This window comes from Pseudomonas sp. 4CAES_32.4 (genome assembly GCF_058136335.1).
The window spans coordinates 28601-54531 of sequence record NZ_CM176882.1 but is presented as its reverse complement, the minus strand read 5'-3'; the positions used below and the strand labels follow the sequence as shown (position 1 = coordinate 54531).

At 58.7% G+C, this 25931-nt stretch carries 26 protein-coding genes; 9 read left to right on the top strand and 17 right to left on the bottom strand.

Annotated elements, in window-relative coordinates:
* Window positions 1–8 precede the first annotated feature (8 nt).
* The gene (algB, locus tag AC3Y64_RS00260) at window positions 9–1355 is read right to left on the bottom strand and encodes a sigma-54-dependent response regulator transcription factor AlgB (protein WP_064389723.1); all 1347 of its coding nucleotides are present in this window, start codon (window positions 1353–1355) and stop codon (window positions 9–11) included.
* A 428-nt stretch (window positions 1356–1783) separates the two neighbouring features.
* Between algB and AC3Y64_RS00255 the strand changes: the two genes are divergently transcribed.
* The 5 genes from AC3Y64_RS00255 to AC3Y64_RS00235 all read left to right on the top strand — a co-directional run bounded on the left by AC3Y64_RS00255 (window position 1784) and on the right by AC3Y64_RS00235 (window position 6239).
* Window positions 1784–2068, top strand: a complete 285-nt coding sequence (locus AC3Y64_RS00255; protein ID WP_489986025.1) for a hypothetical protein — start codon at window positions 1784–1786, stop codon at window positions 2066–2068.
* A 73-nt stretch (window positions 2069–2141) separates the two neighbouring features.
* Window positions 2142–2306: a DUF1328 domain-containing protein gene (locus AC3Y64_RS00250; protein WP_003177151.1), complete on the top strand. Its 165-nt coding sequence runs from the start codon at window positions 2142–2144 to the stop codon at window positions 2304–2306.
* 2 nt (window positions 2307–2308) lie between these two features.
* On the top strand, window positions 2309–2773 hold the full coding sequence (locus tag AC3Y64_RS00245) for an inhibitor of vertebrate lysozyme family protein (RefSeq protein ID WP_095049547.1): 465 nt from the start codon (window positions 2309–2311) through the stop codon (window positions 2771–2773).
* Window positions 2774–3475: 702 nt separating this feature from the next.
* Window positions 3476–4807 carry a glutamate/aspartate:proton symporter GltP gene (gene gltP / locus AC3Y64_RS00240; protein ID WP_489986024.1) on the top strand — a complete coding sequence of 444 codons (1332 nt, stop codon included), beginning with the start codon at window positions 3476–3478 and terminating at the stop codon, window positions 4805–4807.
* 202 nt (window positions 4808–5009) lie between these two features.
* Window positions 5010–6239 (top strand): nucleoside recognition domain-containing protein, encoded by a 1230-nt coding sequence (locus AC3Y64_RS00235; protein ID WP_489986023.1) that lies wholly within the window; start codon window positions 5010–5012, stop codon window positions 6237–6239.
* Between the two features lie 115 nt (window positions 6240–6354).
* On the opposite strand, the gene AC3Y64_RS00230 is transcribed toward AC3Y64_RS00235, so the two are convergent.
* The 12 genes from AC3Y64_RS00230 to AC3Y64_RS00175 all read right to left on the bottom strand — a co-directional run bounded on the left by AC3Y64_RS00230 (window position 6355) and on the right by AC3Y64_RS00175 (window position 18213).
* Window positions 6355–6975 (bottom strand): ABC-type transport auxiliary lipoprotein family protein, encoded by a 621-nt coding sequence (locus tag AC3Y64_RS00230; RefSeq protein ID WP_489986022.1) that lies wholly within the window; start codon window positions 6973–6975, stop codon window positions 6355–6357.
* Window positions 6972–7910, bottom strand: coding sequence for an MlaD family protein (locus tag AC3Y64_RS00225; protein ID WP_489986021.1), 939 nt, complete (start codon window positions 7908–7910; stop codon window positions 6972–6974). The genes AC3Y64_RS00230 and AC3Y64_RS00225 overlap by 4 nt, the downstream gene beginning before the upstream one ends.
* Window position 7911: 1 nt before the next feature.
* Window positions 7912–8715, bottom strand: a complete 804-nt coding sequence (locus AC3Y64_RS00220; protein ID WP_489986020.1) for an ABC transporter ATP-binding protein — start codon at window positions 8713–8715, stop codon at window positions 7912–7914.
* Entirely contained in the window at window positions 8712–9860 is a 1149-nt protein-coding gene (locus AC3Y64_RS00215) for an ABC transporter permease (protein WP_489986019.1), read from the bottom strand. The genes AC3Y64_RS00220 and AC3Y64_RS00215 overlap by 4 nt, the downstream gene beginning before the upstream one ends.
* Window positions 9861–9914: 54 nt before the next feature.
* On the bottom strand, window positions 9915–10943 hold the full coding sequence (locus AC3Y64_RS00210; protein ID WP_489986018.1) for a DUF5924 family protein: 1029 nt from the start codon (window positions 10941–10943) through the stop codon (window positions 9915–9917).
* Window positions 10944–11127: 184 nt separating this feature from the next.
* Complete coding sequence (locus tag AC3Y64_RS00205; protein ID WP_489986017.1) at window positions 11128–12507, bottom strand: M16 family metallopeptidase; 1380 nt, start codon at window positions 12505–12507, stop codon at window positions 11128–11130.
* Between the two features lie 168 nt (window positions 12508–12675).
* Complete coding sequence (locus AC3Y64_RS00200) at window positions 12676–14334, bottom strand: Na/Pi cotransporter family protein (RefSeq protein WP_489986016.1); 1659 nt, start codon at window positions 14332–14334, stop codon at window positions 12676–12678.
* A gap of 302 nt (window positions 14335–14636) precedes the next feature.
* On the bottom strand, window positions 14637–15278 hold the full coding sequence (locus tag AC3Y64_RS00195) for a hypothetical protein (protein ID WP_489986015.1): 642 nt from the start codon (window positions 15276–15278) through the stop codon (window positions 14637–14639).
* On the bottom strand, window positions 15275–15916 hold the full coding sequence (locus tag AC3Y64_RS00190; RefSeq protein WP_489986014.1) for a hypothetical protein: 642 nt from the start codon (window positions 15914–15916) through the stop codon (window positions 15275–15277). The genes AC3Y64_RS00195 and AC3Y64_RS00190 overlap by 4 nt, the downstream gene beginning before the upstream one ends.
* Window positions 15913–16542, bottom strand: coding sequence for a hypothetical protein (locus AC3Y64_RS00185; protein ID WP_489986013.1), 630 nt, complete (start codon window positions 16540–16542; stop codon window positions 15913–15915). The genes AC3Y64_RS00190 and AC3Y64_RS00185 overlap by 4 nt, the downstream gene beginning before the upstream one ends.
* Window positions 16542–17699 (bottom strand): DUF2515 family protein, encoded by a 1158-nt coding sequence (locus tag AC3Y64_RS00180; protein ID WP_489986012.1) that lies wholly within the window; start codon window positions 17697–17699, stop codon window positions 16542–16544. Before AC3Y64_RS00180 ends, AC3Y64_RS00185 begins: the two co-directional genes overlap by 1 nt.
* A 16-nt stretch (window positions 17700–17715) precedes the next feature.
* Window positions 17716–18213, bottom strand: a complete 498-nt coding sequence (locus AC3Y64_RS00175) for a PAAR domain-containing protein (RefSeq protein ID WP_489986011.1) — start codon at window positions 18211–18213, stop codon at window positions 17716–17718.
* Window positions 18214–18809: 596 nt separating this feature from the next.
* Between AC3Y64_RS00175 and AC3Y64_RS00170 the strand changes: the two genes are divergently transcribed.
* Window positions 18810–19175: a DUF6124 family protein gene (locus AC3Y64_RS00170; RefSeq protein ID WP_489986010.1), complete on the top strand. Its 366-nt coding sequence runs from the start codon at window positions 18810–18812 to the stop codon at window positions 19173–19175.
* 129 nt (window positions 19176–19304) lie between these two features.
* Here AC3Y64_RS00170 and AC3Y64_RS00165 read toward each other — a convergent pair whose 3' ends face one another.
* Together AC3Y64_RS00165 and AC3Y64_RS00160 are read right to left on the bottom strand one after the other, a co-directional pair.
* Window positions 19305–20072 carry a TerC family protein gene (locus AC3Y64_RS00165; protein ID WP_158959417.1) on the bottom strand — a complete coding sequence of 256 codons (768 nt, stop codon included), beginning with the start codon at window positions 20070–20072 and terminating at the stop codon, window positions 19305–19307.
* An 85-nt stretch (window positions 20073–20157) separates the two neighbouring features.
* Window positions 20158–21465 carry a CitMHS family transporter gene (locus AC3Y64_RS00160; RefSeq protein ID WP_489986009.1) on the bottom strand — a complete coding sequence of 436 codons (1308 nt, stop codon included), beginning with the start codon at window positions 21463–21465 and terminating at the stop codon, window positions 20158–20160.
* A 322-nt stretch (window positions 21466–21787) separates the two neighbouring features.
* Here AC3Y64_RS00160 and AC3Y64_RS00155 point away from each other — a divergent pair, with 322 nt between their 5' ends.
* Window positions 21788–22189: a GFA family protein gene (locus tag AC3Y64_RS00155; protein WP_489986008.1), complete on the top strand. Its 402-nt coding sequence runs from the start codon at window positions 21788–21790 to the stop codon at window positions 22187–22189.
* On the opposite strand, the gene AC3Y64_RS00150 is transcribed toward AC3Y64_RS00155, so the two are convergent.
* Window positions 22190–22516, bottom strand: a complete 327-nt coding sequence (locus AC3Y64_RS00150) for a DOPA 4,5-dioxygenase family protein (RefSeq protein WP_489986007.1) — start codon at window positions 22514–22516, stop codon at window positions 22190–22192.
* Window positions 22517–22597: 81 nt separating this feature from the next.
* Here AC3Y64_RS00150 and AC3Y64_RS00145 point away from each other — a divergent pair, with 81 nt between their 5' ends.
* Window positions 22598–23263, top strand: a complete 666-nt coding sequence (locus tag AC3Y64_RS00145) for an NAD(P)-dependent oxidoreductase (protein WP_489986006.1) — start codon at window positions 22598–22600, stop codon at window positions 23261–23263.
* A gap of 79 nt (window positions 23264–23342) precedes the next feature.
* Here AC3Y64_RS00145 and AC3Y64_RS00140 read toward each other — a convergent pair whose 3' ends face one another.
* Window positions 23343–24293: a choline sulfate utilization transcriptional regulator gene (locus AC3Y64_RS00140; protein ID WP_489986005.1), complete on the bottom strand. Its 951-nt coding sequence runs from the start codon at window positions 24291–24293 to the stop codon at window positions 23343–23345.
* Between the two features lie 114 nt (window positions 24294–24407).
* Between AC3Y64_RS00140 and betC the strand changes: the two genes are divergently transcribed.
* The gene (gene betC / locus AC3Y64_RS00135) at window positions 24408–25922 is read left to right on the top strand and encodes a choline-sulfatase (RefSeq protein WP_489986004.1); all 1515 of its coding nucleotides are present in this window, start codon (window positions 24408–24410) and stop codon (window positions 25920–25922) included.
* The last annotated feature ends 9 nt before the right edge of the window (window positions 25923–25931 follow it).

Sequence of the window (25931 nt, the reverse complement as noted above, 5' to 3'; positions counted from 1 at the left end):
CGGCACGCTCACAGGTTGTACTGCTTGCGCTTGCGATACAGGGTCGAGGCGTCGATGCCCAAGGTTTTCGCCGCTTGGTCCAAGGTGCCGGCGGTAGCGAGAACCGCGCCGATATGGGCTTTTTCCAGCTCATCCAGACTCAGTGCCGCGCCGACTCTCGGTGCGTTGTTGGCCGGTTGCTCGGCCATGCCCAGGTGGGTGATCTCGACGCGTTCTTGCGGGCAAATGATGCTCGCCCGCTCGACCACGTTGCGCAGCTCCCGAATGTTGCCCGGCCAGCGATAGCCGAGCAGTGCCTCGCGAGCCTCATCGCTGAAGCCCCGCGCCGGACGTGCGTATTCTTTGACGAAACGGGCGAGGAAGCGGTCGGCCAGGGTCAGGATGTCCTCGGCGCGTTCGCGCAGGGGTGGCAAATGCAGGGTGATGACGTTGAGGCGATAGAGCAGATCTTCACGGAAGCGGCCGTCACGCACCATGTCTTCCAGATTGAGGTTGGTTGCCGCAAGGATGCGCACATCGGCGCGGCGGGTGACCGGATCCCCTACGCGCTCGTATTCCTTGTCCTGAATAAAACGCAGCAACTTGGGTTGCAATGTCAGGGGAAAGTCGCCGATCTCGTCGAGAAACAGCGTGCCGCCGTCAGCTTGGTTAACTCGACCCAAGGTACTTTCGCTGGCGCCGGTGAACGCGCCGCGGCTGTGACCGAACAGTTCGCTTTCCATCAATTCCGCCGTCAGCGACGGGCAGTTGATGGTCACGCAGGATTTCTTCTCGCGCTTGCTCCAGCCGTGAATCGCACGGGCAAGCTCACCTTTACCGGTGCCGGACTCACCAAGGATAAGAATGTTGGCGTCGGTACTCGCCACTTGGCGGGCGGTTTCCAGTACGACTTTCATCGCCGGGCTGTGGGAATCGAGGCCATCCTTGGGTTTGCGAATTTCGCCTTCAAGGGCTTCAAGGCGCGCTGACAGTTGGCGCACTTCCAGTTGCTTGGCGGTGGCCAGACGCAATTGATCAGGACTGCACGGCTTGACCAGGTAATCGGCGGCGCCGGCCTGAATCGCATCAACGGCAGTATCGACCGCCGAATGCGCGGTGACGATCACCACGCGCATCCATGGCGCCTGAATGCGCATTTGCGCCAGTACGTCGAGGCCGTTGTCCTCGCCCAAGCGCAAATCAAGGAAGCACAGGTCGAAGACCTGGCGTTGCAGTAAGGCGTCGGCTTGCGCCGCGCTGTTTGCCGTGGCGACCGTATAGCCCTCGTCTTCGAGGCAATAACGGAAGGTACGCAGGATGGCGGATTCGTCGTCCACCAGCAGAATGCGGCCTTGATGCTCAGTGGCAGATTCCATTTTTCCTACGCTCCATAGTGATTGGTCTGAGGTTAGTCCCGGAAAAATCGGGCAAGTTGCATGGTTGATTCTGAACGATGCCAGCCATAGGAGGGTAGCCCTCTCCTGCCATTACGGCCAATACATTGATTTTGTTGGTTATTTAAACAATCACCGATTTGCAGGGCATTACCTGCGTCCTTTTCTGACATCTGCGCCCTGCTCTCAATTCCATAAGAATGAATTCTCCTACGAAAAAATCGTGCATTGCGCACGATGCCAAATGAGCCATCGTGCAGGATGCGTCGCGAACACTTTTCCTCACGCCTCTAACTAACTGATTTTATTAGCTTTTTTTCAAACAAAAAACTGGCATGCAGGCTGCAATATCTCTTACAGCCCGGGCAGACAATGAACTGCCCCAACCGAATAAGAGTGAGGAACCCAGGATGACTCGCCCACGTGCCGCCCAAGTGCGTATCTCGCCACTGCACATCCAGCAAGGTCTGTTTAGCGTATTGGCGCTGTTGATCACCCTGATTGCCTGCCAGCAATACCTGAGCTGGGAACACAGTCAGAAGGTTGAGCCGCTGATCTCGATCCAGCACAACACGCAAACGCACTTCAGCGCAGTGAGCAGCAGCCAGGCCGAAAGCGCGTCGATGCGCATGATGGATGTCGATCAGGCGCAGCCACTGGATCAAATGCCACGTGAAGAGCGTTGGGTTTTCTGACTGATTGAATGAATTCGGGCGCTACGCGCCGGAACACGCCACACCCCTAAATAGAGAAGTAAGGAGAATCACCATGTTGAGCTGGGCAATTACATTCTTGATCATTGCCATCATCGCTGCAGTACTGGGCTTCGGTGGTATCGCGGGCACCGCCACGGGTATCGCCAAGATTCTCTTTGTCGTGTTCCTGGTGATGTTCATCGCTTCCTTCTTCTTTGGCCGTCGCGGCCGAGGTTAACGATGACTGTCTTGAAGACATTGGCAGCCGCCCTGCTACTGGGCGGTAGTGCCATGGCAATGGCGGCCAATGATGGCCAGGCGCGGGTCAATGAACTGTTGAGTTCCGACCCGCAGTATCGGGAAACCTGGGAAGGCGTGGTGAAGAAGGAAGAGCGCCTGCCGGAATGGGTGATGAACCTGTCCGGCACGCCTGACCAACAGATGAATGCCGTGACTGAAGACGGCGACCAGTATCTGGTTGGGCCGCTCTGCGAATCCGCAGACAAGTGCCTGAACCACCGCTTGATCGTCGCCTTCAGTTTCGACAAGAAAGATGCATACGCCATGCTCGTTGATGTTCCCGAGGGATTGCCGGCGGACAAGTCGCCAACGCGACATGCCACCTACCGCTTCCTCGGCAAACCCGACCAGGGCATGCAGGATCTTCTGATGGAAACCTTGAAGAAAGATCCAAAGTGGTACTGATCTGAACACGAAGGCAGCAGCCCTGCTGCTTTCCATTGCGCCCACCTGAGGAAGGCAGGCGCATGACCAAGGGGCCGGGACGTTCTGACTGTTACTGGGTCGGAGTGACCTACGGGTACAGGGAGTGCCTGCGCAAGGGCCGGGTCAGGGTAAAAGCTGCGTCGCAGGTTCGCCGACCCTCAGTGGTTCGACGGATCTGCGCTGAGCTTTCAATTGAAGAAAATATTGATCCAGAGCGTCCAGCTCATCCTTTTTATCGCTGACACTGCGCGCGAAAACATTTCGCGGTGTTTCCTGGCGACCGTATATCGAGAAAGAAACCTGTTGAGCAAGAGGACTTCTAGTCTTCCTGCGTAGGCTTTTTCCTCAAATTTTTGTCGAATTTTCTCGTTTAGAAAATAACCAACCTACGCGGAAATGGCCGGTTCACGGCACTTATGCCGGCTGAAATGTCGTAATCGAACCGGTTGGGACGCCAGTTTCATTTAAAAAAGCTCATGCCGATTCGGCATAGGGTAGGCGTTTACGGCATTAGACGGCGCAACCTTGCATCGGAATAGTTGCGCCTTTTTTCGCCTGCCGGAGAGCCGTAAATACGCGCTTCGGGGCACCTTATACGGAGGCAGATGCACAGACTTTTCCGCTAATGAGCGTTCCAGTTCCTGCATGTGCCTGAGTCAAACGCAAGTAAGGGTAAAGATAATGAAGAAGGCAAAAATTAGCCTCGCCTGGCAGATCCTCATCGGTCTGGTTCTGGGTATTGCAATCGGTGCGTTGCTCAACCACTTCAGTGCCGAAAAAGCCTGGTGGATCAGCAACGTCCTGCAACCGGCAGGCGATATCTTTATCCGTCTGATCAAGATGATCGTGATCCCGATCGTCATCTCTTCCCTGATTGTCGGCATTGCCGGCGTGGGCGACGCCAAGAAGCTCGGGCGTATCGGCCTGAAGACGATCATCTATTTCGAGATCGTCACCACCATCGCCATCGTCGTCGGCCTGCTGCTGGCCAACCTGGTCCATCCGGGTTCCGGCATCGACATGAGCACCCTCGGCACGGTGGACATCTCCAAGTACCAAGCGACCGCCGCCGAAGTACAGCATGAACACGCGTTCATCGAGACCATCCTCAACCTGATCCCGTCGAACATCTTCGCGGCCATGGCTCGCGGCGAAATGCTGCCGATCATCTTCTTCTCCGTGCTGTTCGGTCTCGGTCTGTCGAGCCTGCAGTCGGACCTGCGCGAGCCGCTGGTGAAGATGTTCCAGGGCGTATCGGAAAGCATGTTCAAAGTCACCCACATGATCATGAACTACGCCCCAATCGGCGTATTCGCACTGATCGCGGTGACCGTGGCCAACTTCGGTTTCGCTTCGCTGCTGCCGCTGGCCAAACTGGTGATCCTGGTTTACTTCGCCATCGCTTTCTTCGCCTTCGTGGTGCTGGGCCTGATCGCCAAGATGTTCGGTTTCTCGGTATTCAAGCTGATGCGCATCTTCAAGGATGAGCTGGTCCTGGCCTACTCCACCGCCTCTTCGGAAACCGTGCTGCCACGTGTGATCGAGAAGATGGAAGCCTACGGCGCGCCGAAAGCCATCTGCAGCTTCGTGGTGCCGACCGGTTACTCGTTCAACCTCGACGGTTCGACCCTGTATCAGTCGATCGCCGCAATCTTCATCGCTCAGCTGTACGGCATCGACCTGTCGATCAGCCAGCAACTGCTGCTGGTGCTGACCCTGATGGTCACCTCCAAAGGCATCGCCGGTGTACCGGGCGTGTCCTTCGTGGTGCTGCTGGCCACGCTGGGCAGCGTCGGTATTCCGCTGGAAGGCCTGGCGTTCATCGCCGGTGTCGATCGCGTCATGGACATGGCCCGTACCGCACTGAACGTGATTGGCAACGCGCTGGCCGTGCTGGTTATCTCGCGCTGGGAAGGCATGTACGACGACGCCAAGGGCGAGCGCTACTGGAACTCCCTGCCGCACTGGCGCAGCAAGGAAAAACTGCCAGCGGGCGAAATCTCGAAAAATTAATGCAAAACCCTGTGGGAGCTGGCTTGCCAGCGATGAGGGCGGCACATTCAACCTATTCGCTGAATGACACACCGCCATCGCGGGCAAGCCCGCTCCCACAGTGATTGATGCAAGGCCTACCAACGAACCCCGGAGAAATCCGGGGTTTGTCGTTTCTGGTGACCCCGCTATCATTCGCGGCATTCTTCGGGGGATTTGACTGATGCTTAATGGCCTGTGGCTTGGCTTCTTTATCGTCGCAGCCGTGTCGGCGCTGGCGCAGTGGCTGATCGGCGGCAACGCCGGGATCTTTGCGGCGATGGTGGAAAGCATTTTCGCCATGGCCAAGCTCTCGGTCGAAGTCATGGTGCTGCTGTTCGGCACCCTCACCTTGTGGCTGGGCTTTCTGCGGATTGCCGAGAAGGCCGGGATCGTCGAGTGGCTGGCGAAAGTCCTCGGCCCGCTGTTCCTGCGGCTGATGCCGGAAGTGCCGCCCGGTCACCCTGCCCTTGGCCTGATCACCCTGAACTTTGCCGCCAACGGCTTGGGCCTCGACAACGCCGCCACGCCGATCGGCCTGAAAGCCATGAAGGCGCTGCAGGAGCTCAATCCCAGCGCCACCGTGGCCAGTAACGCGCAAATCCTCTTCCTGGTGCTCAACGCCTCCTCGCTGACCCTGCTGCCGGTGACGATCTTCATGTACCGCGCCCAGCAAGGCGCGCCGGATCCGACACTGGTGTTCCTGCCGATTCTGCTGGCGACCAGTTGCTCGACAATTGTTGGCTTCCTCTCGGTGGCGTTCATGCAGCGCCTGCGGATTTGGGACCCGGTGGTGTTGGCCTATCTGATTCCCGGCGCGTTGCTCCTCGGTGGCTTCATGGCGCTGCTGGGCACCCTTTCGGCAACGGCTTTGGCAGGATTGTCGTCGATCCTCGGCAATCTCACGCTGTTCGGGCTGATCATGCTGTTTCTGATCATCGGTGCGTTAAGGAAAGTGCAGGTTTACGAAGCGTTCGTTGAAGGCGCCAAAGAGGGCTTCGACGTCGCAAAGAATCTGCTGCCGTATCTGGTGGCGATGCTCTGCGCGGTGGGCGTGTTGCGCGCGTCCGGGGCACTGGACTTTGGCCTGGACGGCATTCGCCATCTGGTCGAGTGGGCCGGTTGGGACACGCGATTTGTCGATGCGCTGCCGACGGCGATGGTCAAACCGTTCTCCGGCAGTGCAGCGCGGGCGATGTTGATCGAAACGATGCAGACCTCGGGCGTCGACAGCTTCCCGGCACTGGTCGCGGCGACCGTGCAGGGCAGTACTGAAACGACGTTCTATGTGTTGGCGGTGTATTTCGGCGCGGTGGGGATTCAACGGGCGCGGCATGCGGTGGGGTGTGCGTTGTTGGCGGAGTTTGCCGGGGTGGTCGGCGCTATCGCGGTCTGCTACTGGTTCTTCGGCTGATAGAAAACCCTGTGGGAGCTGGCTTGCCAGCGATGGCGGCGGTACTGCCAACATTGACGTTGCCTGACACGCCGCTATCGCTGGCAAGCCAGCTCCCACAGGGACTGTGTTGGGCTTAAGGTTTTTTGGGGGCCAGTTTCTGGCCTTGGTCGACGGCCCACGCGACGACTTTCGCGGTCAATCGATCACTGGCCTGACCAAACCCGGTCACCACCGCCGGCACCTGCACATCGTTCAGCGGCTGGCGCTCTTCAAAGCGCCGACTGGCGAGAATCCGCTGGTCATAACCGCGCACCAGCAACGCATCGACCCGCACCACGACGCTGGCCTGCGTGCCCTGATACTCGGTCTGAAACGCCTGCAAACTCCCGCCCAATTCCAGATCCGCCGCGAAGTTGCTGTCATCGGTACTGAGCAACGTCACTCGGCCATCGCGCTGAAAGCCGTCCAACAAACGATTACGCACCAGCACCGGTGCCGGATCGCTCCAGCGCGAGCCTTTGTAGCTGCTGATCACATCACCCTGCGGAATCACCGCAATCGTCGGCCGGTTCAACGCTTCGCTGGCCTGTAATTTGTTCAAGCGCAGCGACCACGATTGAGTCGCCGAACTGGCCGAGGTGGGCGCCTGTGCGGTCGGCAAGCGATACACGTCCGATGGCTCGGACTTGGGCAGAATCGAGCAGGCGCTGATCAGCGTGAAGCCTGCGAGGAGGGCGAGGCGAGTCAGCTTCATGGCGTGAATTCCTTGTTCTTGTCGCGGCCCAGCAGATAGCCGCTGGGGTTGGCCTCAAGCCGTTGCGAGATGGCGCGCAGCGAGGTCAGCGTTTCACGCAGTTCGCGAATCGCCGGGGCCAGGCCATTGAGGCCCTGCATGCCGTTGTCGAGGGCGTTTTCGTTTTTGTTGAGCAGGCTGCTGATCGTCGTCGTGCTTTGCTCCAGCGACTTCATCGCCTGCTCGGCGCTGCCCAACGCTTGTTTGCCCTGATCGTTGATCAAACCGTTGGCGTTGCGCATCAGCAGCGAGGTCTGTTCGAGCATGCTGCCGGCCTGTTTGCCGACGGTTGCCAGTTGCTGCATGGCCTGTTTGATGTCACCGCGCTGATCGTTGATGGTCCCGGTAGTCTGCTCCAGATGCGCGAGGGTCTTGCTCACGCGCTCGACGTTTTCAGCGGAGAACATCTGATTGGCGTTCTGCAACAGCGCGGTAATGCCGGTCATCAAATCGTTGCTGTCATTGAGCAAACGCGAAATAGGCGAGGGCGACGCTACGATCAGCGGCAGATTACCGTCATGCCCGCGCAGCTTCGCGCTCTGCGGCGTGCCACCGCTGAGCTGGATGATCGACGTGCCGGTGATCCCGGCCAGCGCCAGTTTCGCCTGGGTGTCTTCCTTGACCGGGGTGTCACCGGCCAGACGAATCCGCGCCAGCACCCGGCGAGGGTCCAGCGGGTCGAGGCGCAGGCTGATCACATCGCCGACCTTGATCCCGCTGTATTGCACCGAACTGCCCTTGGACAGACCGCTGACCGCCTCGTTGAAGACGACTTCGTAGTCCTTGAACTCGGTGTCGACGCTGGACTTGGCCAGAAACAGACCGAAGAGCAGGGCGCCTGCCACCACAATCACGGTGAACAGGCCGATCAATACATGATGCGCTCGGGTTTCCATGTCAGACCTCGTTGAGCAATTTGGCGGCGTCCAGCGCCGAGCGGCCGCGCGGGCCATGGAAGTATTCGTGAATCCACGCGTCGTCGGTTTCCGAGACGACGTCAATCGGGCCGGCGACCAGGACTTTTTTCTGCGCCAGCACCGCCACGCGGTCGGTGATGGTGTAGAGCGTGTCGAGGTCGTGGGTCACCAGAAACACGCTGAGGCCGAGGGCATCGCGCAGGGTCAGGATCAATTGATCGAACTGCGCCGCGCCAATCGGATCGAGGCCGGCAGTCGGTTCGTCGAGAAACAGAATGTCCGGATCCAGCGCCAAGGCCCGCGCCAGAGCCGCGCGTTTGATCATGCCGCCGGACAGCGACGCCGGGTATTTGTCCGCCGCTGACAGCGGTAGCCCGGCCAGCGCCAGCTTCACCGCAGCCAGGTGCTCGGCATCGTTGCGGCTCAGGCCGGCGTGTTCGATGAGGGGCAGGGCGACATTCTCGGTCACCGTCAGCGAGGAAAACAGCGCGCCTTTCTGAAACAGCACGCCAAAGCGACGTTCGACCAGCGAACGCTCATGCTCGGACAGGCTCGGCAGGTTCTTGCCGAACACTTTGACCATGCCTTCGCTGGGCCGGCGCAAACCGACAATGCTGCGCAGCAGCACCGATTTGCCGCTGCCGGAACCGCCGACCACGGCGAGGATTTCGCCTTTGTACAAATCCAGATCGAGGTTCTCGTGCACGCTCTGGCTGCCGAAGCGATTGCACAGGCCACGGACTTCGATCACCGCCTCGGAGGACACGCGGGGTAGACGACTCACCAGCCCATCTCCATGAAGAACAGTGCGGCCACCGCGTCGAGCACGATCACCACGAAAATCGACTGCACCACGGCGGACGTCGTGTGGGCGCCGACCGACTCGGCGCTGCCGCTGACCTTGAAGCCTTCCAGGCAACCAATCGCGGCAATGATGAAGGCGAAGATCGGCGCCTTCACCAAGCCCACCAGAAAGTGCTGCACGCCGATGTCCGACTGCAACAACGTCAGGAACATCGCCGGCGAGATATCCAGCGACACCGCGCAGACCACGCCGCCACCAATGATCCCGCAGAGCATCGCCAGAAACGTCAGCATCGGCAGCGCCACCAGCATCGCCAGCACACGCGGCACCACCAGCAACTCCATCGGGTCGAGGCCGAGGGTGCGGATCGCGTCGATTTCTTCGTTGGCCTTCATTGAGCCGATCTGCGCAGTGAAAGCACTGGCGGTGCGTCCGGCCATCAGGATCGCCGTGAGCAGCACGCCGAACTCACGCAGGAACGAGAAACCCACCAGGTCCACGGTAAAAATCGTCGCGCCAAAACTGGCCAGCACCGTAGCGCCGAGAAACGCCACCACCGCGCCGACCAGAAAGGTCAGCAGCGCCACGATCGGCGCGGCGTCGAGGCCGGTCTGTTCGATGTGCGCGATCATCGGCGTGATGCGCCAGCGCTTGGGCCGGAACAGGTTGCGAGCGATGGTTTCCAGAATCAGGCCAACGAAGCCGAGCAGTTGCAGGGTGTCTTGCCAGACGGTGTCGACGGCGCGGCCAATACGCGTGAGCAGCTGCACGCTGACGCTGATTTCCGGTTCCTTGATCGGCACGCAGAAGTCGCTCATCGAGCAGTACACGGTTTGCAGCAGCGCACGGTCGGCGGAGGTCAGGGTGCAATCGGGGTGTTCGGCGGATTTGCCGAGGCGCTCGGAGCCGAGCAGTTCGACCAGCAACGACGCGCCAGCAGTGTCGAGGGCGCCGAGGCTGTTGAGGTCAATTTGGGTATTGGTGTCGTACTGGCCGTGAAGCTTTTCGCTCAGGGTCTTGAGCTCGGCGTAATGGGCAAGCGTCCAGTCCCCGGTGACCCGCAAGCGGGCAGGGCTGATCGACGTGTCCAGTTGGGCATTGCCGCTGATCGAGCTGCTGGTCATAAGCTCCGTGCTTGTTCGGCCTTTATGCGAACTAACGTAATAGCACGAACCGGATTACTTTTCTTTGATCGCTGTGCTGTCCGTGATTTCGAAGCGCAGCACGCCGATCACTTGGCCATCCTCGGTCAGCACCCGCACTTGCCATTTACCCGCTGGGTTGCCGGGGAAATTCTGCTTGTGCGTCCACGCGCGGTAGCCTTCCTTGCGCCCGCCGTGGATGTCGAGCGGAATGCGGTCGACCTCTTTGCCGTTGAACTGCCAGACATGATAAATCCGCTCATCGAGCCCACGCGGCGCGTTGATCGCGGTGTAGGCGTAGAGCCCGCCGTTGCGGATCTGCTCGGCGCTGACTTCGTCGAGACTGGCGCCGGGGGTGCGATCCTGCATTTGCGTACTGATCGCCACGTCGGTCATCCACAACGTTGCCGGCGGCACCCACGAACGCAGCGCCCAGCCGACGCCACCAATGCCGACGGTGATGCACAGGATCGCCACGGCGTTGCGCACCGTGCGGATCGGGAAGATCGAGGCCAGACTCGGGAACGACAACAGCACGGCAATGCCCAGCGCCCATTTGAAGCTCTGCGAGGTGGTCAGGTGCATGATCACCGGCAATGCGGTGAGCAGGGCGGCGAACAGGGTCAGCGTGTGCAACGCGAGAAACGCCCAGCGCCGGGGCGCCAGCCATTTGTAATAGAGCGGATCGACGATGGAGATCAGTGCCGCGACGCTGAGCAGGCCGGTGAAGAACAGCTGGCCGCTGTTCCACGTCGTGGTAATGAAGAAAAACGGCAGAACGAAAAACAGGCTTTCCTGATGGATCATCTGCGTCGCGTAACGCAGCAGCGGCTGGGGAATCTCGCGTTTGAAGATACGTGTGAAGAGGCCGGTGAGGGTGTTTTCCAGCATCAGCCAGATCCAGCTGAGCAGCATGATCACGGTGATCCAGCTCGCCAGCCCTTGCTGACGATCGACCATGATGAAACTGCCGACCCCGGAAATAAAACCGCCGAGCGCAATGACCCCGGGATAGCGCTTCATCAGTTCGAGAATGCGCTGGATCAGGAGCTGTATTTTCGGCATGTCGGGGTTCACAACGCTGTAGGAAAAATCCTCGACAGAGTAGCGCCCGCCGGGCGATGTGGCGAGGCTGCCGGTCACTTATTCGGTGTATTTCAGGGCCTCAAAAGATCGCAGCCTTCGGCAGCTCCTACATTTGGAATGCAACCTCCTGTAGGAGCTGCCGAAGGCTGCGATCTTTTGATCTTCAACCCCGCTTACGATGCAAACGCCAGCCGATCAGGATGAGCAGCAGTAAGCCCAAACCACCCGCACTCAACCACAACACCTGATCATCACTGATCAACGGCTTTTCAATCCGCAAATACCCCGGCTGCAACAGCAACTCGCGCATGGCCTTGTTCGCCGCTTCCAGCGTCACGCCTTGCAGCTCCCGCGCCGGGTTGGCGAAGCGGCCGTCCTCGTAGTCGCCGAGCGCGCTCCAGTAATAATCCGCCATGGCGCTATTACCTTGCACCGCCCACGCCTGATGGGCGATGGAAGCTTGTTTGATCCGGGCAAACGTAGACGGATCGAGGCCGTTTTTCAGCAGGTCAGCCTTGAGGTCTTCGAGCACCTGGATCGCCTCGTCGACGTCATCACGATCCAGGTCGGCATTCAGGCTCATGAAGCCGACGCCACCAAACACTTCGCGCTCGGCCCACGGCCCGTAGGACAAACCGTGATTGAGGCGGATCTGTCGGTACAGCGCCCAGTCGAGGTAATCCTTGAGGATGTCGAAGGTCTGGTCGTATTGATCATCGATTACTGGTTCCGGCACCAGCCAGTGCAGCTTGGCGCTGTCGCCGATGAAACCACGGGTGAGGGTGCGCTCATGGGCGGCACTGGTGCGGATGTCCGGCAGCGGCCGATGCTCGCTGGGGTCGACCGCTTCGAGGGCGCCCCAAGTGCGTTCCAGATAGGCCGGCAGCAGTTTGTCGAGTTCACCGACGACGATCAGGGTCATGTTGTTCGGCGCATACCAGGCCTTGCGCACCTTCTCCAGTTGCTCTTGGGTCAGGTGACCGACCTCGGCGCGTTGCGGGCATTTCAGGCCCAGCTCGACGGCGAGCTGATTGCTCGCGGTGTGGCCGAGATCCTGGCGGTCAAGAAAGCGCTGCAGACGCGTGTAATGGCCGCCGTCCTCGCGCTCGACTACGCGCTTGGCAGCGTTGATCGCGTTGTCGTCGATGCGCGTTTGCGTAAGTAGATCGAGGAGCAGGTCGAGGACCTTGCGCTGGTTTTTCGCCGGGGCTTCGATAACAAATGTGGTGTCGGCGTTGCTGGTAAAGGCATTCCAGTCGCCGCCCAGCGCCTGCATGCGTTCTTCCAGACCACCCTCGCCAGTGGCGTCGATGCCGCTGAACAGCAGATGTTCGAGCAGGTGCGGCAGCTCTTTGTCATCGCAATCGAAGTCATCGAGCCCTACGCCGACCACCAAGCGGATCGCCACATGCCCACGCTCGGTGCCGGGCTTGAGCAGCAACTGCAAGCCGTTGGGCAGCGCATAGCCTTCGACCTGAAAGCGATCCAGGGCAAAGGCGGGCAGGGAACCGATCAACAGACAGGCGAACAACAGGCAACGCATAACAGGCTTCCATACGGCTGATTTGGAGATCCGTGTCGTCAGTCAGGGCCCCATCGCGAGCAGGCTCATTCCTACATTTGGAATGCGTCCCCCTGTAGGAGTGAGCCTGCTCGCGATAGCGGCCTGAAGGCTGAATCAAAGTTACTGACTGACCCCAGCCCCAGACGTTCAAGGCGAATGCGTAATGTCGGCAATATCATCCGCCGCCAGTGCCCCGGTGTCCGCCGTTTCCAGCACCACATAGGCACTGCCGCAAAACAGCGAATTCAAGCGCTTCATGTCAGCAATCAACTCAAGATGCAGCGAACTGGTCTCGATACTCTGCACGATCTTGCGTTGCAAACGACTGACATGGGCATGGGCCAGACGCCGTTCCTGTGCGCGGAAACGGCGTTTCTCACGCAGCAACTGGCGAGCGCTTTCCCGGTCGCCGCTAAGGAATACCGACAGGCCCAAACGCAGGTTCGCGATCAATTGCTGCTGCAACCCGGCCAGATCCTCCAGACCTTCTTCGGAAAACGAGCGGCGCTGCGAAGTCTTCTGCTGCTGGATCTTGCGCAGCATGCGTTCGATCAGGTCGGCGGCCAGTTTCAGATTGATCGCCAATTCGATGATCTCGGCCCAGCGCCGACTGTCCTGCTCGCCCAGATCCTCGCGGGGCATCTGCGCCAAGTACAGCTTGATCGCGCTGTACAGCGACTCGACGTCGTCGGTCAGCCGGCGCATTTCCTGGGTGAGGGCGGTCTGTTTGCCGCGCAGCACATCGAGGGTAGCGTCGAGCATGTTTTCCAGCAGATCGCCCATGCGCAGGGTTTCCCGCGCGGCGTTGGCCAGTGCCAGACTCGGCGTGACCAGCGCGGTGGCGTCGAGATGCCGTGGTTTGGCGGTGCCGTTGACCTCCGGGCGTTCCGGCAGCAGCCACGCGCACAAGCGCGCCATCGGCCCAACGCTCGGCAGCAGAATCAGGCAGCGTGCGGTGTTGTAGAGCAGGTGGAAGCCGATGACCATTTCCTGCGGACTGAAATCGAGGCCGTCGATCCAGTGCACCAGCGGATCCAGCACCGGAATGATCAGCAGCAGGCCGATCAGTTTGTACAACAGACTGCCCAGCGCGACTTGCCGGCCAGCGGCGTTCTGCATGCTGGTGCTCATGAACGCAAGAATGCCGCTGCCGATGTTGGCGCCGATCACCAGACCGATCGCCACCGGCAGGCTGATCACGCTGGCGCCAGCGAGGGTCGCGGTGAGCAGCACGGCGGCGAGGCTGGAATAGGAAATCATCGCGAACAGCGCGCCGACCAAGGCGTCGAGGAGGATGTCGCCGGTCAGCGAGGCGAAAATCACCTTCACCCCTTGGGCGTGGGTGATCGGCGCGGCGGCCTCGACGATCAATTGCAGCGCGAGAATGATCAGCCCGAGCCCGATCGACACCCGGCCCATCTGCCCGAGCCGCGTCTGTTTGCGCGACAGAAAGAAAATCACCCCGAGGAAAATCAGCAGCGGCGAGAGCCACGACAAGTCGAACGTCAGCACCCGCGCCATCAGCGCGGTACCGACGTCAGCGCCGAGCATGGTCGCCAGCGCCGGGGTCAGCGCCATCAGGCCCTGACCAACGAAGGAGGTGACGAGCATGGCCGTGGCGTTGCTGCTCTGCACCATCGCGGTGACGACGATGCCGGCAACGAACGCGAGCCAGCGCTTGGACATGTTCTGGCCGATCACATGGCGCAGATTGGTGCCGTACACCCGCAGGATGCCGGTTCGAACGATGTGCGTGCCCCAGATCAGCAAGGCCACGGCAGAAAGCAGATTGAGCAGGGTGAGCATGCAAACCCCCTGTATTAGCAGCGCCCCAGAGGAGCAAGTTGACGGTACCGCGCGGTTTCTACGTTTTTGATACTTAAGCTGTAGTTGGCTAACGGACTGGGCGCCAGCATTGCACAGCTAAAGAGTGGATTGAAACAAAAGTGTCATGAAAAGCACTTCATCCACCCCCTTCCACAATCACCAAAAATCCCTGTGGGAGCTGGCTTGCCAGCGATGACGGCGGCACTGTTGAAATTGGTGTTGGCTGATATGCCGCTATCGCTGGCAAGCCAGCTCCCACAGGGGTTGAGGGTGTGGCCGAATCAATCGCTGAAATGATCTTCACCAAAACCTACATCAATCAAATATTTCGCCGTCTCTGGATTACGCTCGTCGCAACGTGCATAGCATTTGATGTGGAGGAACAGGCTGTACTTATGTGGGATCAACAGAATGACACCGTCCATTTGATCAAAAAGCTTGGTCTGAAGACGCACCTTGTCCTCTTGGGTTTCAGTCTTGAGCCAATCATTCCCTTCAACAGCTTCGGGCGACCAACCTGACTTTTTGAACATCTGCTGCAGCTCTCCCATCAGATTCACTGCTTGCTCGAACGGCAACGTCTCCAGCATAGGTGACGTAGAAAGAGTAATTGCTCTGAAGTCAGACCAGCCAATCGCACCGAATTTTGTGACGGGCAACGTGAACCCATGTAGTTCGTCATCGAACGTGATGATCACTGGGCTACTGATCCAAGTCGAACTTGGGTGAGGTGGGTCACTTGGGTAAACAGCTGTTTTCCATGTCACAGGAAACGTCGAATCTTGCACAACGCTTTCGTAAGGCTTGCCGATGTGAACGACCAGAAAATCCAGCGGATAGTGAAAAGACGTCAGGGTTACGTACAGCAGGAAAAGTGCCGGCCAGCGCCCATAGCAGCGCCATTCCGTGATGCGAGAAATCATCTGTTGTAGTTATCCGAGCCAATACTGACATCGATCAAATACCTTGCGGTGTCTGGATCGCGCTCGTCGCAGCGAACGTAGCATTTGAGGTTTAGCGCCAGGGTGTATTTGTGAGGGATCTGTAGCAGCACGATGACGACCTGATCGAACAGCTTTCTTTGCAGCGCACTTCTTTCGCCATCACTTGGTACTTCCACCCAAGCATGTTTATCGGCATCTCGGGGAGCCCATCCTCCTGCTTTCAGCATGAGCTGAAGCCTCTCTAAAAGAGGCACCAGCTCTTCAAACGGTAGGGTTTCAAGCATTGGTGAAGTAGTCACGGTTGCTACTTGGCTTTTCCGGTATGTCACTGCACCGAACTTGGTAGGTGGCAAGGTGAAGCCATGAACAGGATCGTCAAACTCAACGACTGTGGGACTGCTTATCCAGGTGGAGCTCGGGTGGGGAGGTTCGCTGGGATAAATCGCAGTATTTTTTTCCAGGTCGGCGGTCGAGTCCCTTTCAACGCTTTGGTAATGCTTGCCGATGTGGACGCGTAAGACGTCCATCGGATAATGAAACGATGTGATGCAGAGAAGCAGCGCAAAAAACAGCGGTCTCTTCCAAAAGCTCCGGCGAGTCGAATAGCGGATCCTCATTCGCTGTAGTAATCCTTTCCTACGCTGACATCGATCAGATATTTCGCCGTTTTCGGATCACGCTCGTCGCACCGGGCGTAGCATTTGACGTTGAGTGCCAAACCATATTTATGGGGCACCAGCAGCATCACGAGGACGACTTGATCGAATAGCAACTTCTGCAGAGCGCTTCTATCCGCTTCGTTATCGACTGAGAGCCATGCATTGTCTTCGCGATCTCGCGGCTGCCACCCAGCTTCTTTCAGTGTTGCTTGTAACTGCTCAATCAACGGCACCAACTGGTCGAATGAGACGGTCTCCAACATTGGAGAGGTTGTGATGGTCGAGACTTTTTCTTTTCTGTAACCCACTGCGCCGAACTTAGTAGGCGGCAAGGTGAAGCCATATTGTGGGTCGTCAAATTTCACCACCACAGGGCTGCTGATCCAAGTGGAGTCCACCTCAGGTGGATCACTTGGGTATACAGCTGTTTTTGCCTTGACCGAAAATGTCGAGTCACGCTCAACATTTACGTAGGGTTTCCCAATATGGACGGAAATGATGTCCACGGGTCTTGGCCCGCTCAAAGCGTAAGCAATCAACCCCAGACACAAAACAATCGCCAAACCCCAAGGCAATTTGCGCATCACTTGACTCCTCCCCCACTGGCAATTTCCGAAATGGAGGTTTTCAGTTGAGCATGCGTAATGGGATTTTTCAGCAGAGCGTCGAACTGCGTTGCTGCACGTAACACAAACTCCATTCGCTGATCCTTGTCTGCCAAGTCAGCGACTGGGTTGCGACTGAAAGCTACCTTTCGACTGTCAGGAGCTTTGCACTGGCTTGCCAGCGTTAACTGAATTTCTTCCGGCAGTCCGGAAAATAGGCCTGTTACTACAGAGGCTACGTCACCTGCCTGAGTCCCTCTCATAAGCAATGCAAAATGCTGCACGTCGTACATAGCTGGTTGAAGAATATTCAACTGCTCATGTCGTGCCATCGACCTGACACTCTCGCTAACGTCACCGACATCAATCGCCTGAAACGTTTCGGAGATTTCGGAGTGATTAATACCGAACTCGACTTTATCTGCGATGGGCCAGAGCACTTCATTTTTGAGCTTGATGCGATCGGGCAGACATTTTTCCATTTCCTTGAATCCGCGCACCATAAAAAAACGATGCAACGGATACACGTCTAAAAAGAGTGCTGTGTTCCCTAGCGCCAGCATCTCGTGAACATACTTCAATTCTTCTTGAAGAAAGGCAATCGCATCGCCAGACAAAGGATCACTCGCCAAAGGAACCGGGTTCTGTTGCTTGGCCTCATCCCACTGCCGCCACAGCTCAGGGTCAGAGCGCAATCTGTTCACCACTATGCGCTCATACAAATCCTTGGGTTGGCTGTCTTTAAGGGTTCGGTAAGCCTTCTTTTCCGCTTCGATTCGTTGGTCCAGAGTGGCCGCATGCACGAGTCCACACCCCACCTGCTTCGAAGCAAACGCCGCCAATCCCGCCCACTGAAAGCGGTTATCCGCTAGCCACAGCTGCGCGTAAGCGGCGTTGATTTTGCGGTTGCGGGCTTGGGGGTCGGCGATGAGGACGCCCCCGGGGGCGACCCAGTCTTCGGCTTCTTTCTGGAAGCGGCGCCACAGGCAGTTGCAGGTCAGTAGCGGAACTTCGACGCGGGTTTTCGGGTTGGGGCCGGCGGTGTTGGTTTCGCGTTTGCAGGTGGGGAGCTCGCAGGTGCTGTCCCAGAGTTTTTTCATGTCCAGGTCGTCTGGAGCGATGCATTGTCCGGTCATGGTTCTTCCTTGAAAGTCAGGCTGTCCAGCGCACGATGGCCAGGTCTGGCTGGCGCGTGGCGACGCTTTGGGTCATGCCTTTTTCGTTGGTCTGGCCTTTGACGATGCGGCCTTCGGCGGTTTCGATTTCGTAGCCTTGTGCGGCGATGGGTTCGCCATTACCGGCGCTGACGGCTTTGAATTCGATCAGCGGCTGGCCAATGATCGGCAGCGGCGGGATAAACGGCGCGGGCGTGTGCGAGCTGCCGATGATGACGTCACCGGAGCCGCCGACCACAACGCCGCCATGGCTGGCCGTGCTGTCGAGGGTCATGGCGTTCTTGCCGTTGATGAACACCGTGGCGGAGAAGCCGCCATTGAGGGCTTGGCCACAGGTGCAGGTGTCGCCGAGGCGGGCGGCGGCGAGGCCGTTGAAGAAGACGTCGCCGGAGCCGCTGGCAATCGGGTTGGTGCCGTGGCCGGGAATGGGGCAGGTGGTCGGGTCGGTGACGCGCGCGGCGGGTTTTCCAGACATGAACACTCCTTGTTTGTCGTTTGAGGCGAGCGGGGAAGCTAACGAGCGGAGCGGGGGGCGTCAACCTTTGAATCCCGTTTCAAAGGGTTTCGATGTGCCACTGTGGGAGCGCTGAAAACCCTGTGGGAGCTGGCTTGCCAGCGATGACGGCGGCACTGTCGACATTGATGTTGGCTGATATTCCGCTATCGCTGGCAAGCCAGCTCCCACAGGTTTTGTGGTGATGTCTTGGAAGGTTTTAAACGCGGATTTTGCTGGGTGTTTAAGCACACGCGGTGTTACGTCCGAAAGGCTACAAAACCTTGCGCCGTTGCCTACGGCTACGCCAGAATCCGCCGGCTTGTGCGCCTTGGGGCGGGGTTCTATCGTTGGCTGGCCACTGCTCATCAGTGGTCGGGTTTAGCAGCTCGCTGATTCCACGCCGCACAAGTCTCTATCAGTCAGGTATCCGTTCCTGCACTTGATGGTGGCTGTGCGCAGGGCACCTTCGGGTGCGCCGATTGCGTGGCTCATCGGTCTGCTAACCTGCGTACAGCTGCCACCCTCATCGTTTAGCAGCGAGTTGGTTGCAGCCTCACCTTTAGAGGTTTGAGCCCGTGTCGAAGATAACGCCAGATCCACCAAACACCGATCCCTCCCAGCACGACCCCGCCCTCGAAGCCCAACGCATGAAAGAAGCCGCCGACCGCGCCCTCGATTTCTATCTCTGTCCCGGCCTCAAACAAGACCCCGCCGCAACGCGTAGACCGAGCCACATTTTCCTCATCGATCCCGCCGTGGATAACGAAACCCTGTTGGTGCATGCCTGCGAGTCACTGGCGTCGGCGGGCATCATGGCCAGTGATCTGGCGGGGTTTATCGACGGGCCGCAGCGCAGTTCGTTGTTGGGGATTGCGCAGGTGATCATGTTGGGTGAGTTGGCGGTGAATCGGGTCCTCGACAATCTTGTGCCTCCTGCATAAACACAAAAACCTGTGGGAGCCTGGCTTGCCAGCGATAGCGTCGGGTCAGCAAACATTCATGTCGCTGACCCGACGCTATCGCTGGCAAGCCAGCTCCCACAGGTTTTGTATTGCTGCTGGACTACCGGATTATTGGCCCGGTACGTCCTTGCGCAGTTTCACCGGGTCTTGCTGTTTCTTCTTGCGGGCCATTGCGCCGCGCAGTTTGATGTTGATCGCCTCAACTGCCAGCGAGAACGCCATGGCGAAGTAGACGTAGCCTTTCGGCACATGCACGTCGAACGACTCGGCAATCAGCACCGTACCGACCACCAGCAGGAACGACAGCGCGAGCATTTTCAGCGACGGGTGCTTGTCGATGAATTCGCTGATCTTGCCCGACGCCAGCATCATCACCAGCACTGCCACGACAATCGCCGCTACCATCACTGGCACGTGGGAAACCATGCCCACTGCAGTGATCACCGAATCCAGCGAGAAGACGATGTCGATGATCGCGATCTGGATGATGGTGTAGAGGAAGTTGCCGCCCTTGCCGCCAGGCGTGTCGTCGCTTTCGTCTTCGCCTTCCAGCGCGTGGTACATCTCTTGCGAGCTCTTCCACAGCAGGAACAGACCACCGAAAAACAGGATCAGGTCGCGACCGGATATGCCTTGGCCGAACACTTCGAACAGGTCGGCGGTGAGGCGCATGACCCAGGTGATCGACAGCAGCAACAGGATGCGGGTGATCATGGCCAGGCCAAGACCGAAGATCCGGGTGCGCTGCTGCATGTGTTTGGGCATGCGGCTGACCAGGATCGAAATCATGATGATGTTATCGATGCCGAGGACGATTTCCAGGGCGGTCAGGGTGAAGAAGGCAACCCAGATTTCGGGGTTGGTCAGCCATTCCATGTGTATTCCTTTGAGCAATTGTTTAACCGAAAAAGGTCCGGGCTTCAAACCGCGAAGCCAGGACCCGAAACGGTGAGTCTTGGGCTTATAGAGTGCTGAACACCGGGAAAGTCCCCAACAGCAGTGCAGCAATCAGGATGCAGATGCACACCAGGATCGCCCATTTCAGGGTGAAACGCTGGTGGTCACCGAAATCAATACCGGCCAGGGCCACCAACAGATAGGTCGATGGCACCAACGGGCTCAGCAAGTGGACGGGCTGACCGACGATGGAGGCACGGGCCATTTCCACTGCGGTGATCCCATAGTGGCTGGCGGCTTCGGCCAACACCGGCAACACGCCATAGTAGAACGCATCGTTGGACATGAAGAAGGTGAACGGCATGCTCACCAGCGCCGTGATCACGGCCAGGTACGGGCCGAGGAAATCCGGGATCACCGCCAACAGGCTTTTCGACATCGCATCGACCATGCCGGTGCCCGACAGGATACCGGTGAAGATACCCGCCGCAAAGATCAGCCCGACCACTGCCAGCACGCTGCCGGCGTGAGCCGCGACGCGATCCTTCTGCATCTGCAGGCAAGGGTAGTTGACGATCATGGCAATACTGAACGCGACCATGAACAGCACTGGCAATGGCAGCAGGCCGGCGATCAGGGTGCACATCAGGCCGAAGGTCAACGCGCCGTTGAACCAGATCAACTTCGGACGACGCGCATCCGGGAATTGCGAGACGCTGATTTCGCTGTGGTCGATCTCGTCGCCAGCCAGGTGCAGTTCACCGAGACGCGCACGCTCACGTTTACCGTAGAAGTAGGCAATCAGCAGGATCGCCACGACACCGGCAGCCATGGCCGGGATCATCGGTACGAAAATGTCCGACGGATCGACATGCAGCGCACTCGCCGCACGGGCGGTCGGGCCGCCCCATGGGGTCATGTTCATCACGCCGCCGGCGAGGATGATCAGGCCGGCCATGATCCGCGGGCTCATGCCGATGCGGCTGTACAGCGGCAGCATGGCGGCCACACAGATCATGTAAGTGGTCGCGCCGTCACCATCGAGGGAAACCACCAACGCCAGGACGGCGGTGCCGACCGAAACCTTCAGCGGGTCACCCTTGACCAGTTTGAGAATCTTGCGCACGGCCGGGTCAAACAGGCCCGAGTCGATCATCAACGCGAAGTAGAGAATGGCAAACATCAGCATCACGCCGGTCGGCGCAAGCTTGGTGATGCCTTCAAGCATCATCGGGCCGATCTTCGGCGCGAAACCACCGAACAGGGCGAAGACGATCGGGATGATGATCAAAGCGATCAGCGCGGACAGGCGCTTGGTCATGATCAGGAACATGAACAGGATGACCATGGCGAAGCCAAGGAAAGTCAGCATGGGAATACTCCAGGCGTAGCGCGGCTAGTTGAGTGAGCGGATCGGGCGGGATCAGCGCAGAACGGGAAGCACGAGGCGTACGGGCGGAGTCAGAGCGAGAAGGCGGGCTACAGAGGACATCAGAATCACCATTGTTGTTGTTAATTGGGCCGTTCGTGCGAGGCATCACACGCATTGGCCAACCGGTCTGTTGCCGGAAGTGAGGCGATCCTAATCGGGGAAGCTTTCAGCTACCTTTCGCTGTAGAAAGCTTTGAATGAACGGTCAACCGACCGTCGGATGCGAATTCGAGTCAATGAATACGGGCGGGAGGACTTCAGCCATGAGCCAATTGCACCGCGGCGGCTGCCATTGCGGACACATTCGTTATCAGTTCAGCGGGCCGTTGCACGACATCGCCCATTGCCATTGTTCGATTTGCCGCAAGGTCAGCGGCGGTATTGTCACGACGTGGATCACCGTTCCCGCAGCGAATTTCCAATGGCTGGCCGGGACGCCGTCGCGTTATGACTCGTCGCAGAGTTGCGCGCGGTTCTTCTGTCCGAACTGCGGCGCGCAACTGGCACTGATCACGTTGCTCAGCCCCGACAGTATCGACGTGACCATCGCCACCCTTGATCAGCCTGAGTTGGCGACCGCCGAGCGGCATATCTGGACTGACAGTCAGTTGCCGTGGCTGCATCTGGACGAGCATTTGCCGGGCGAAGCCGAAGAAACGCTGTGATCAAAAAACAGACAAATTCAGCGGCCGCATCGCGCCCATCCAGATCGCGTGCTCGGTATGGTCGAGCAAATCATCACCAGTGTCCGGGTGCAGGAACACCACGAGGCCGTTGCGATTAAGCGCCAGCCACGGCAGCACATCGCTGATCAGCTCGGGGCCGAAGGCCAATTGGCAGCTCCAGTCCGGGTGCGGGCCGACCGGGCGTTCGTGGACGCGGCCCATTTTCAGTGGAAACAACTGCGCGGCTTGTTCACACAACGCGCGCGCTTGATCGATGGTGTCGGCGTCGAAATAGACGTGGGCGTGGTAGCCCTTGATCGCTTGCATCTGAAACCCTCTGAATCGGTTCGAACCCTCGGCGTTTTCCATCGTCACACGCCATATAGGACAAAAATAAGGAAAACAGCCATGAAAAATGCCGAAACCCCAACGGTGAAAGTGGTGCTCTATGGTGCCATGGCCAGCCTGGGCGGTGCGTTGATGGCTGAGTTGCTGCGCCGCCAGCATGAAGTCATCGCCATTCTCGACGATTTGACCGCACTCGCGCCGCGTCCGGGTCTGCGTACTAAAAGTGGTGATCTGTTCGATGTCGAGCGGGTCAATCAAAGCGTAGCGGGAAGCTCGGCAGTGATTTGCCTGTTGGATGCGCCAGGTTTGCCATTCAGCAGCGATCACGTGGAGCGGGCCATCGTGCTCGGGCCGGTCGAACAGGTGCTGGCAGTTGATGCGTTGGTCGATGGCCTGCAATTGGCCAATGTGTCGCGGCTGTTTCTGGTGGGCGATTTTGCCGTACTCGATGAGCCGGACCTGGATGATCGCCTGCAACGCCACGCCGCCGAGGAAATCCGCGAAGCGCTGCAAAGCAGTCCGCTGCAGTGGACGCTGGTCAATGCCCCGCACGGTGTGGCCGGGCTGACGATTGAGCATTTCAGCCAAGTCGGCGGCAATCTGGAGCCGGGCCTGGCCGAACCGCTGGAGCGACTGAATCGCGTGGCGGTGGGGATTGCCGATGAACTGCGGCTGAATCTGCATGTTGGGCAGCATGTGAATTTTGTCGCGGCTGCAGATTCGTAAAAGATCGCAGCCTTCGGCAGCTCCTACAGGGGACTTCGTTCCAAATGTAGGAGCTGCCGCAGGCTGCGATCTTTGACTTTCAAACCGCGATCGAAGGCAGTGCGAGTCCATTAAGCGACTCAGCGCTGCTCGCCTGCTCCGCCATCAACCAATCAACAAACAGTTGAATCAGCGCGCCCCGGCGTTTGCGTTGCGGCAACACCACGTAATACCCCAATCGCGACAGGATCGTTTCGGCTATCGGCCGGCAGAGCAATCCTTGACTCAGCAAGTTATCCACAAGGTGCCGCCAGCCGATGGCCACGCCTTGACCGCCAATCGCTGCTTGAATCAACAATGTGTAATTGTCGAAACGCAACTGCCCCGGTGCTGGCGGGGTGGTGATGCCTAATTCGCGAAACAGACCGCTCCAGTCGAACCAGTTGCTGCTGTTCTCCCCGCGCAGGTGCAGCAGGGGCAAATCCAACAGCGCTTGAGCGGGCAGGGGCGCGGGACGATCCTTGAGCAATTGCGGACTGCACACAGGGAACACTTCTTCGCTGAACAACCAGTGACTCTCGCCCTGCTTGAAACGCCCATCGCCGAACAGAATCGCTACATCGATATCCGTACGCAGCATGTTGTGATTGCGCTCGCTGGTGACGAGGCTGACGTCGACGTGGGGATTGGCTTCATGGAAGCGGTGCAAACGCGGCATCAGCCAATAGGCGGCGAAGGCAAAATCGGTGGCGACTTGCAACACCTCATGTTGCTGCTGTGCGCTGATCGCGCTCAATCCGGCGTCGATATTCTGCAAACCGAGGGTAACTTGTTCAAACAGGATCACACCGACCTCGGTCAGCTCGATGCCCCGGTAGATGCGATCAAACAAGCGCGTACCGAGTTGTTCTTCCAACCGTTTGATCTGCTGGCTGATCGCCGGTTGCGTGGTACCCAGCTCTACAGACGCGGCAGTAAAACTGCGGTGCCGTGCCGCCGCTTCGAAGGCGCGCAACAGGTCGAGCGACAAATCACCCAAGGCTTCATACATAAGCAGTGCTTATCCTAGTCATTGTCCGGCGCGGGCTTTACCGGATACAGCATGGACTCCATGCTCGGTCGCAGCAATGTCGCATAAATATTCACTATGGAATGCCGCGATCACATGAAGCGCAAGAATATTCTTTTCATCATGGCCGATCAGATGGCCGCGCCAATGTTGCCTTTCTACGGCCCTTCGCCGATCAAACTGCCGAATCTTTCCCGCCTCGCCGCCCAAGGCGTGGTGTTCGACGCCGCTTACTGCAACAGCCCGTTGTGCGCGCCGTCGCGGTTTACCCTGGTCAGCGGCCAGTTGCCGAGCAAGATCGGCGCCTATGACAACGCCGCCGATTTCCCTGCCGATGTGCCAACTTACGCGCATTACCTGCGCCGTCTCGGCTACCGCACCGCGCTGTCGGGCAAGATGCATTTCTGTGGCCCCGATCAGTTGCACGGCTATGAAGAACGCCTGACCAGCGACATCTATCCCGCCGACTACGGTTGGGCGGTGAATTGGGATGAGCCGGACGTGCGGCCGACCTGGTATCACAACATGTCCTCGGTGCTGCAGGCCGGGCCGTGCGTGCGCACCAACCAACTCGATTTCGATGAAGAAGTGGTGTTCAAGGCGCAGCAATACTTGTTCGATCACATCCGCGAGGACGGTGATCAGCCGTTTTGCCTGACCGTCTCGATGACCCACCCACACGATCCGTACACGATTCCCAAGGCGTTCTGGGATTTGTACGACGATGCCGATATCCCTTTGCCCACAACACCGGATCAACACGAACTCGATCCACACTCGCAGCGCCTGCTCAAGGTTTACGACCTGTGGGATAAGCCGCTGCCTGTGGATAAGATTCGCGATGCGCGTCGGGCGTACTTCGGTGCGTGCAGCTATATCGACGCCAACGTCGGCAAACTTCTGCAAACCCTTGAAGAAACCGGGCTGATCGATGACACCATCATCGTGTTCTCTGGTGACCACGGCGACATGCTCGGCGAGAAAGGCCTCTGGTACAAAATGCACTGGTACGAGATGGCCGCCCGTGTGCCGCTGTTGATCAGCGCGCCGGGGCAGTTCGAATCCGGCCGGGTCAGCGCTGCCGTGTCGACGGCCGATCTGTTGCCGACCTTCGTTGAACTGGCCGGGGGCACACTGGAGCCAGGCCTGCCGCTGGATGGCCGCTCGCTGGTTGCGCATCTGCAAGGGCAGGGCGGTCACGACGAAGTGTTTGGCGAATACATGGCAGAAGGCACGGTCAGCCCGTTGATGATGATCCGTCGCGGCCCCTACAAATTTATCTACAGTGAAAGCGACCCTTGCCTACTCTTCGATGTAAGCAACGATCCGCGGGAACTGGAAGAACTCAGTCAATCGCCGCAACATCGCCAGCTGTTCGACGATTTTCTCGCCGAAGCGCGGACCAAATGGGACATTCCGGCGATCCATCGGGAAGTGCTGGCCAGCCAACGTCGCCGCCGATTTGTTGCCGACGCGTTAACCATCGGCAAGCTGAAGAGCTGGGATCACCAGCCGCTGGTGGATGCCAGTCAGCAGTACATGCGCAACCACATCGACCTCGATGATCTGGAACGCAAAGCACGTTATCCACAACCCTGCCAAAACCAATAATGTTAAGGG

Coding starts and splice junctions, on each gene's coding strand:
- algB (WP_064389723.1), bottom strand. CDS start 1,355: ATGGAATCTGCCACTGAGCATCAAGGCCGCATTCTGCTGGTGGACGAC.
- AC3Y64_RS00255 (WP_489986025.1), top strand. CDS start 1,784: ATGACTCGCCCACGTGCCGCCCAAGTGCGTATCTCGCCACTGCACATC.
- AC3Y64_RS00250 (WP_003177151.1), top strand. CDS start 2,142: ATGTTGAGCTGGGCAATTACATTCTTGATCATTGCCATCATCGCTGCA.
- AC3Y64_RS00245 (WP_095049547.1), top strand. CDS start 2,309: ATGACTGTCTTGAAGACATTGGCAGCCGCCCTGCTACTGGGCGGTAGT.
- gltP (WP_489986024.1), top strand. CDS start 3,476: ATGAAGAAGGCAAAAATTAGCCTCGCCTGGCAGATCCTCATCGGTCTG.
- AC3Y64_RS00235 (WP_489986023.1), top strand. CDS start 5,010: ATGCTTAATGGCCTGTGGCTTGGCTTCTTTATCGTCGCAGCCGTGTCG.
- AC3Y64_RS00230 (WP_489986022.1), bottom strand. CDS start 6,975: ATGAAGCTGACTCGCCTCGCCCTCCTCGCAGGCTTCACGCTGATCAGC.
- AC3Y64_RS00225 (WP_489986021.1), bottom strand. CDS start 7,910: ATGGAAACCCGAGCGCATCATGTATTGATCGGCCTGTTCACCGTGATT.
- AC3Y64_RS00215 (WP_489986019.1), bottom strand. CDS start 9,860: ATGACCAGCAGCTCGATCAGCGGCAATGCCCAACTGGACACGTCGATC.
- AC3Y64_RS00210 (WP_489986018.1), bottom strand. CDS start 10,943: ATGCCGAAAATACAGCTCCTGATCCAGCGCATTCTCGAACTGATGAAG.
- AC3Y64_RS00205 (WP_489986017.1), bottom strand. CDS start 12,507: ATGCGTTGCCTGTTGTTCGCCTGTCTGTTGATCGGTTCCCTGCCCGCC.
- AC3Y64_RS00200 (WP_489986016.1), bottom strand. CDS start 14,334: ATGCTCACCCTGCTCAATCTGCTTTCTGCCGTGGCCTTGCTGATCTGG.
- AC3Y64_RS00195 (WP_489986015.1), bottom strand. CDS start 15,278: ATGATTTCTCGCATCACGGAATGGCGCTGCTATGGGCGCTGGCCGGCA.
- AC3Y64_RS00190 (WP_489986014.1), bottom strand. CDS start 15,916: ATGAGGATCCGCTATTCGACTCGCCGGAGCTTTTGGAAGAGACCGCTG.
- AC3Y64_RS00185 (WP_489986013.1), bottom strand. CDS start 16,542: ATGCGCAAATTGCCTTGGGGTTTGGCGATTGTTTTGTGTCTGGGGTTG.
- AC3Y64_RS00180 (WP_489986012.1), bottom strand. CDS start 17,699: ATGACCGGACAATGCATCGCTCCAGACGACCTGGACATGAAAAAACTC.
- AC3Y64_RS00175 (WP_489986011.1), bottom strand. CDS start 18,213: ATGTCTGGAAAACCCGCCGCGCGCGTCACCGACCCGACCACCTGCCCC.
- AC3Y64_RS00165 (WP_158959417.1), bottom strand. CDS start 20,072: ATGGAATGGCTGACCAACCCCGAAATCTGGGTTGCCTTCTTCACCCTG.
- AC3Y64_RS00160 (WP_489986009.1), bottom strand. CDS start 21,465: ATGCTGACTTTCCTTGGCTTCGCCATGGTCATCCTGTTCATGTTCCTG.
- AC3Y64_RS00155 (WP_489986008.1), top strand. CDS start 21,788: ATGAGCCAATTGCACCGCGGCGGCTGCCATTGCGGACACATTCGTTAT.
- AC3Y64_RS00150 (WP_489986007.1), bottom strand. CDS start 22,516: ATGCAAGCGATCAAGGGCTACCACGCCCACGTCTATTTCGACGCCGAC.
- AC3Y64_RS00145 (WP_489986006.1), top strand. CDS start 22,598: ATGAAAAATGCCGAAACCCCAACGGTGAAAGTGGTGCTCTATGGTGCC.
- AC3Y64_RS00140 (WP_489986005.1), bottom strand. CDS start 24,293: ATGTATGAAGCCTTGGGTGATTTGTCGCTCGACCTGTTGCGCGCCTTC.
- betC (WP_489986004.1), top strand. CDS start 24,408: ATGAAGCGCAAGAATATTCTTTTCATCATGGCCGATCAGATGGCCGCG.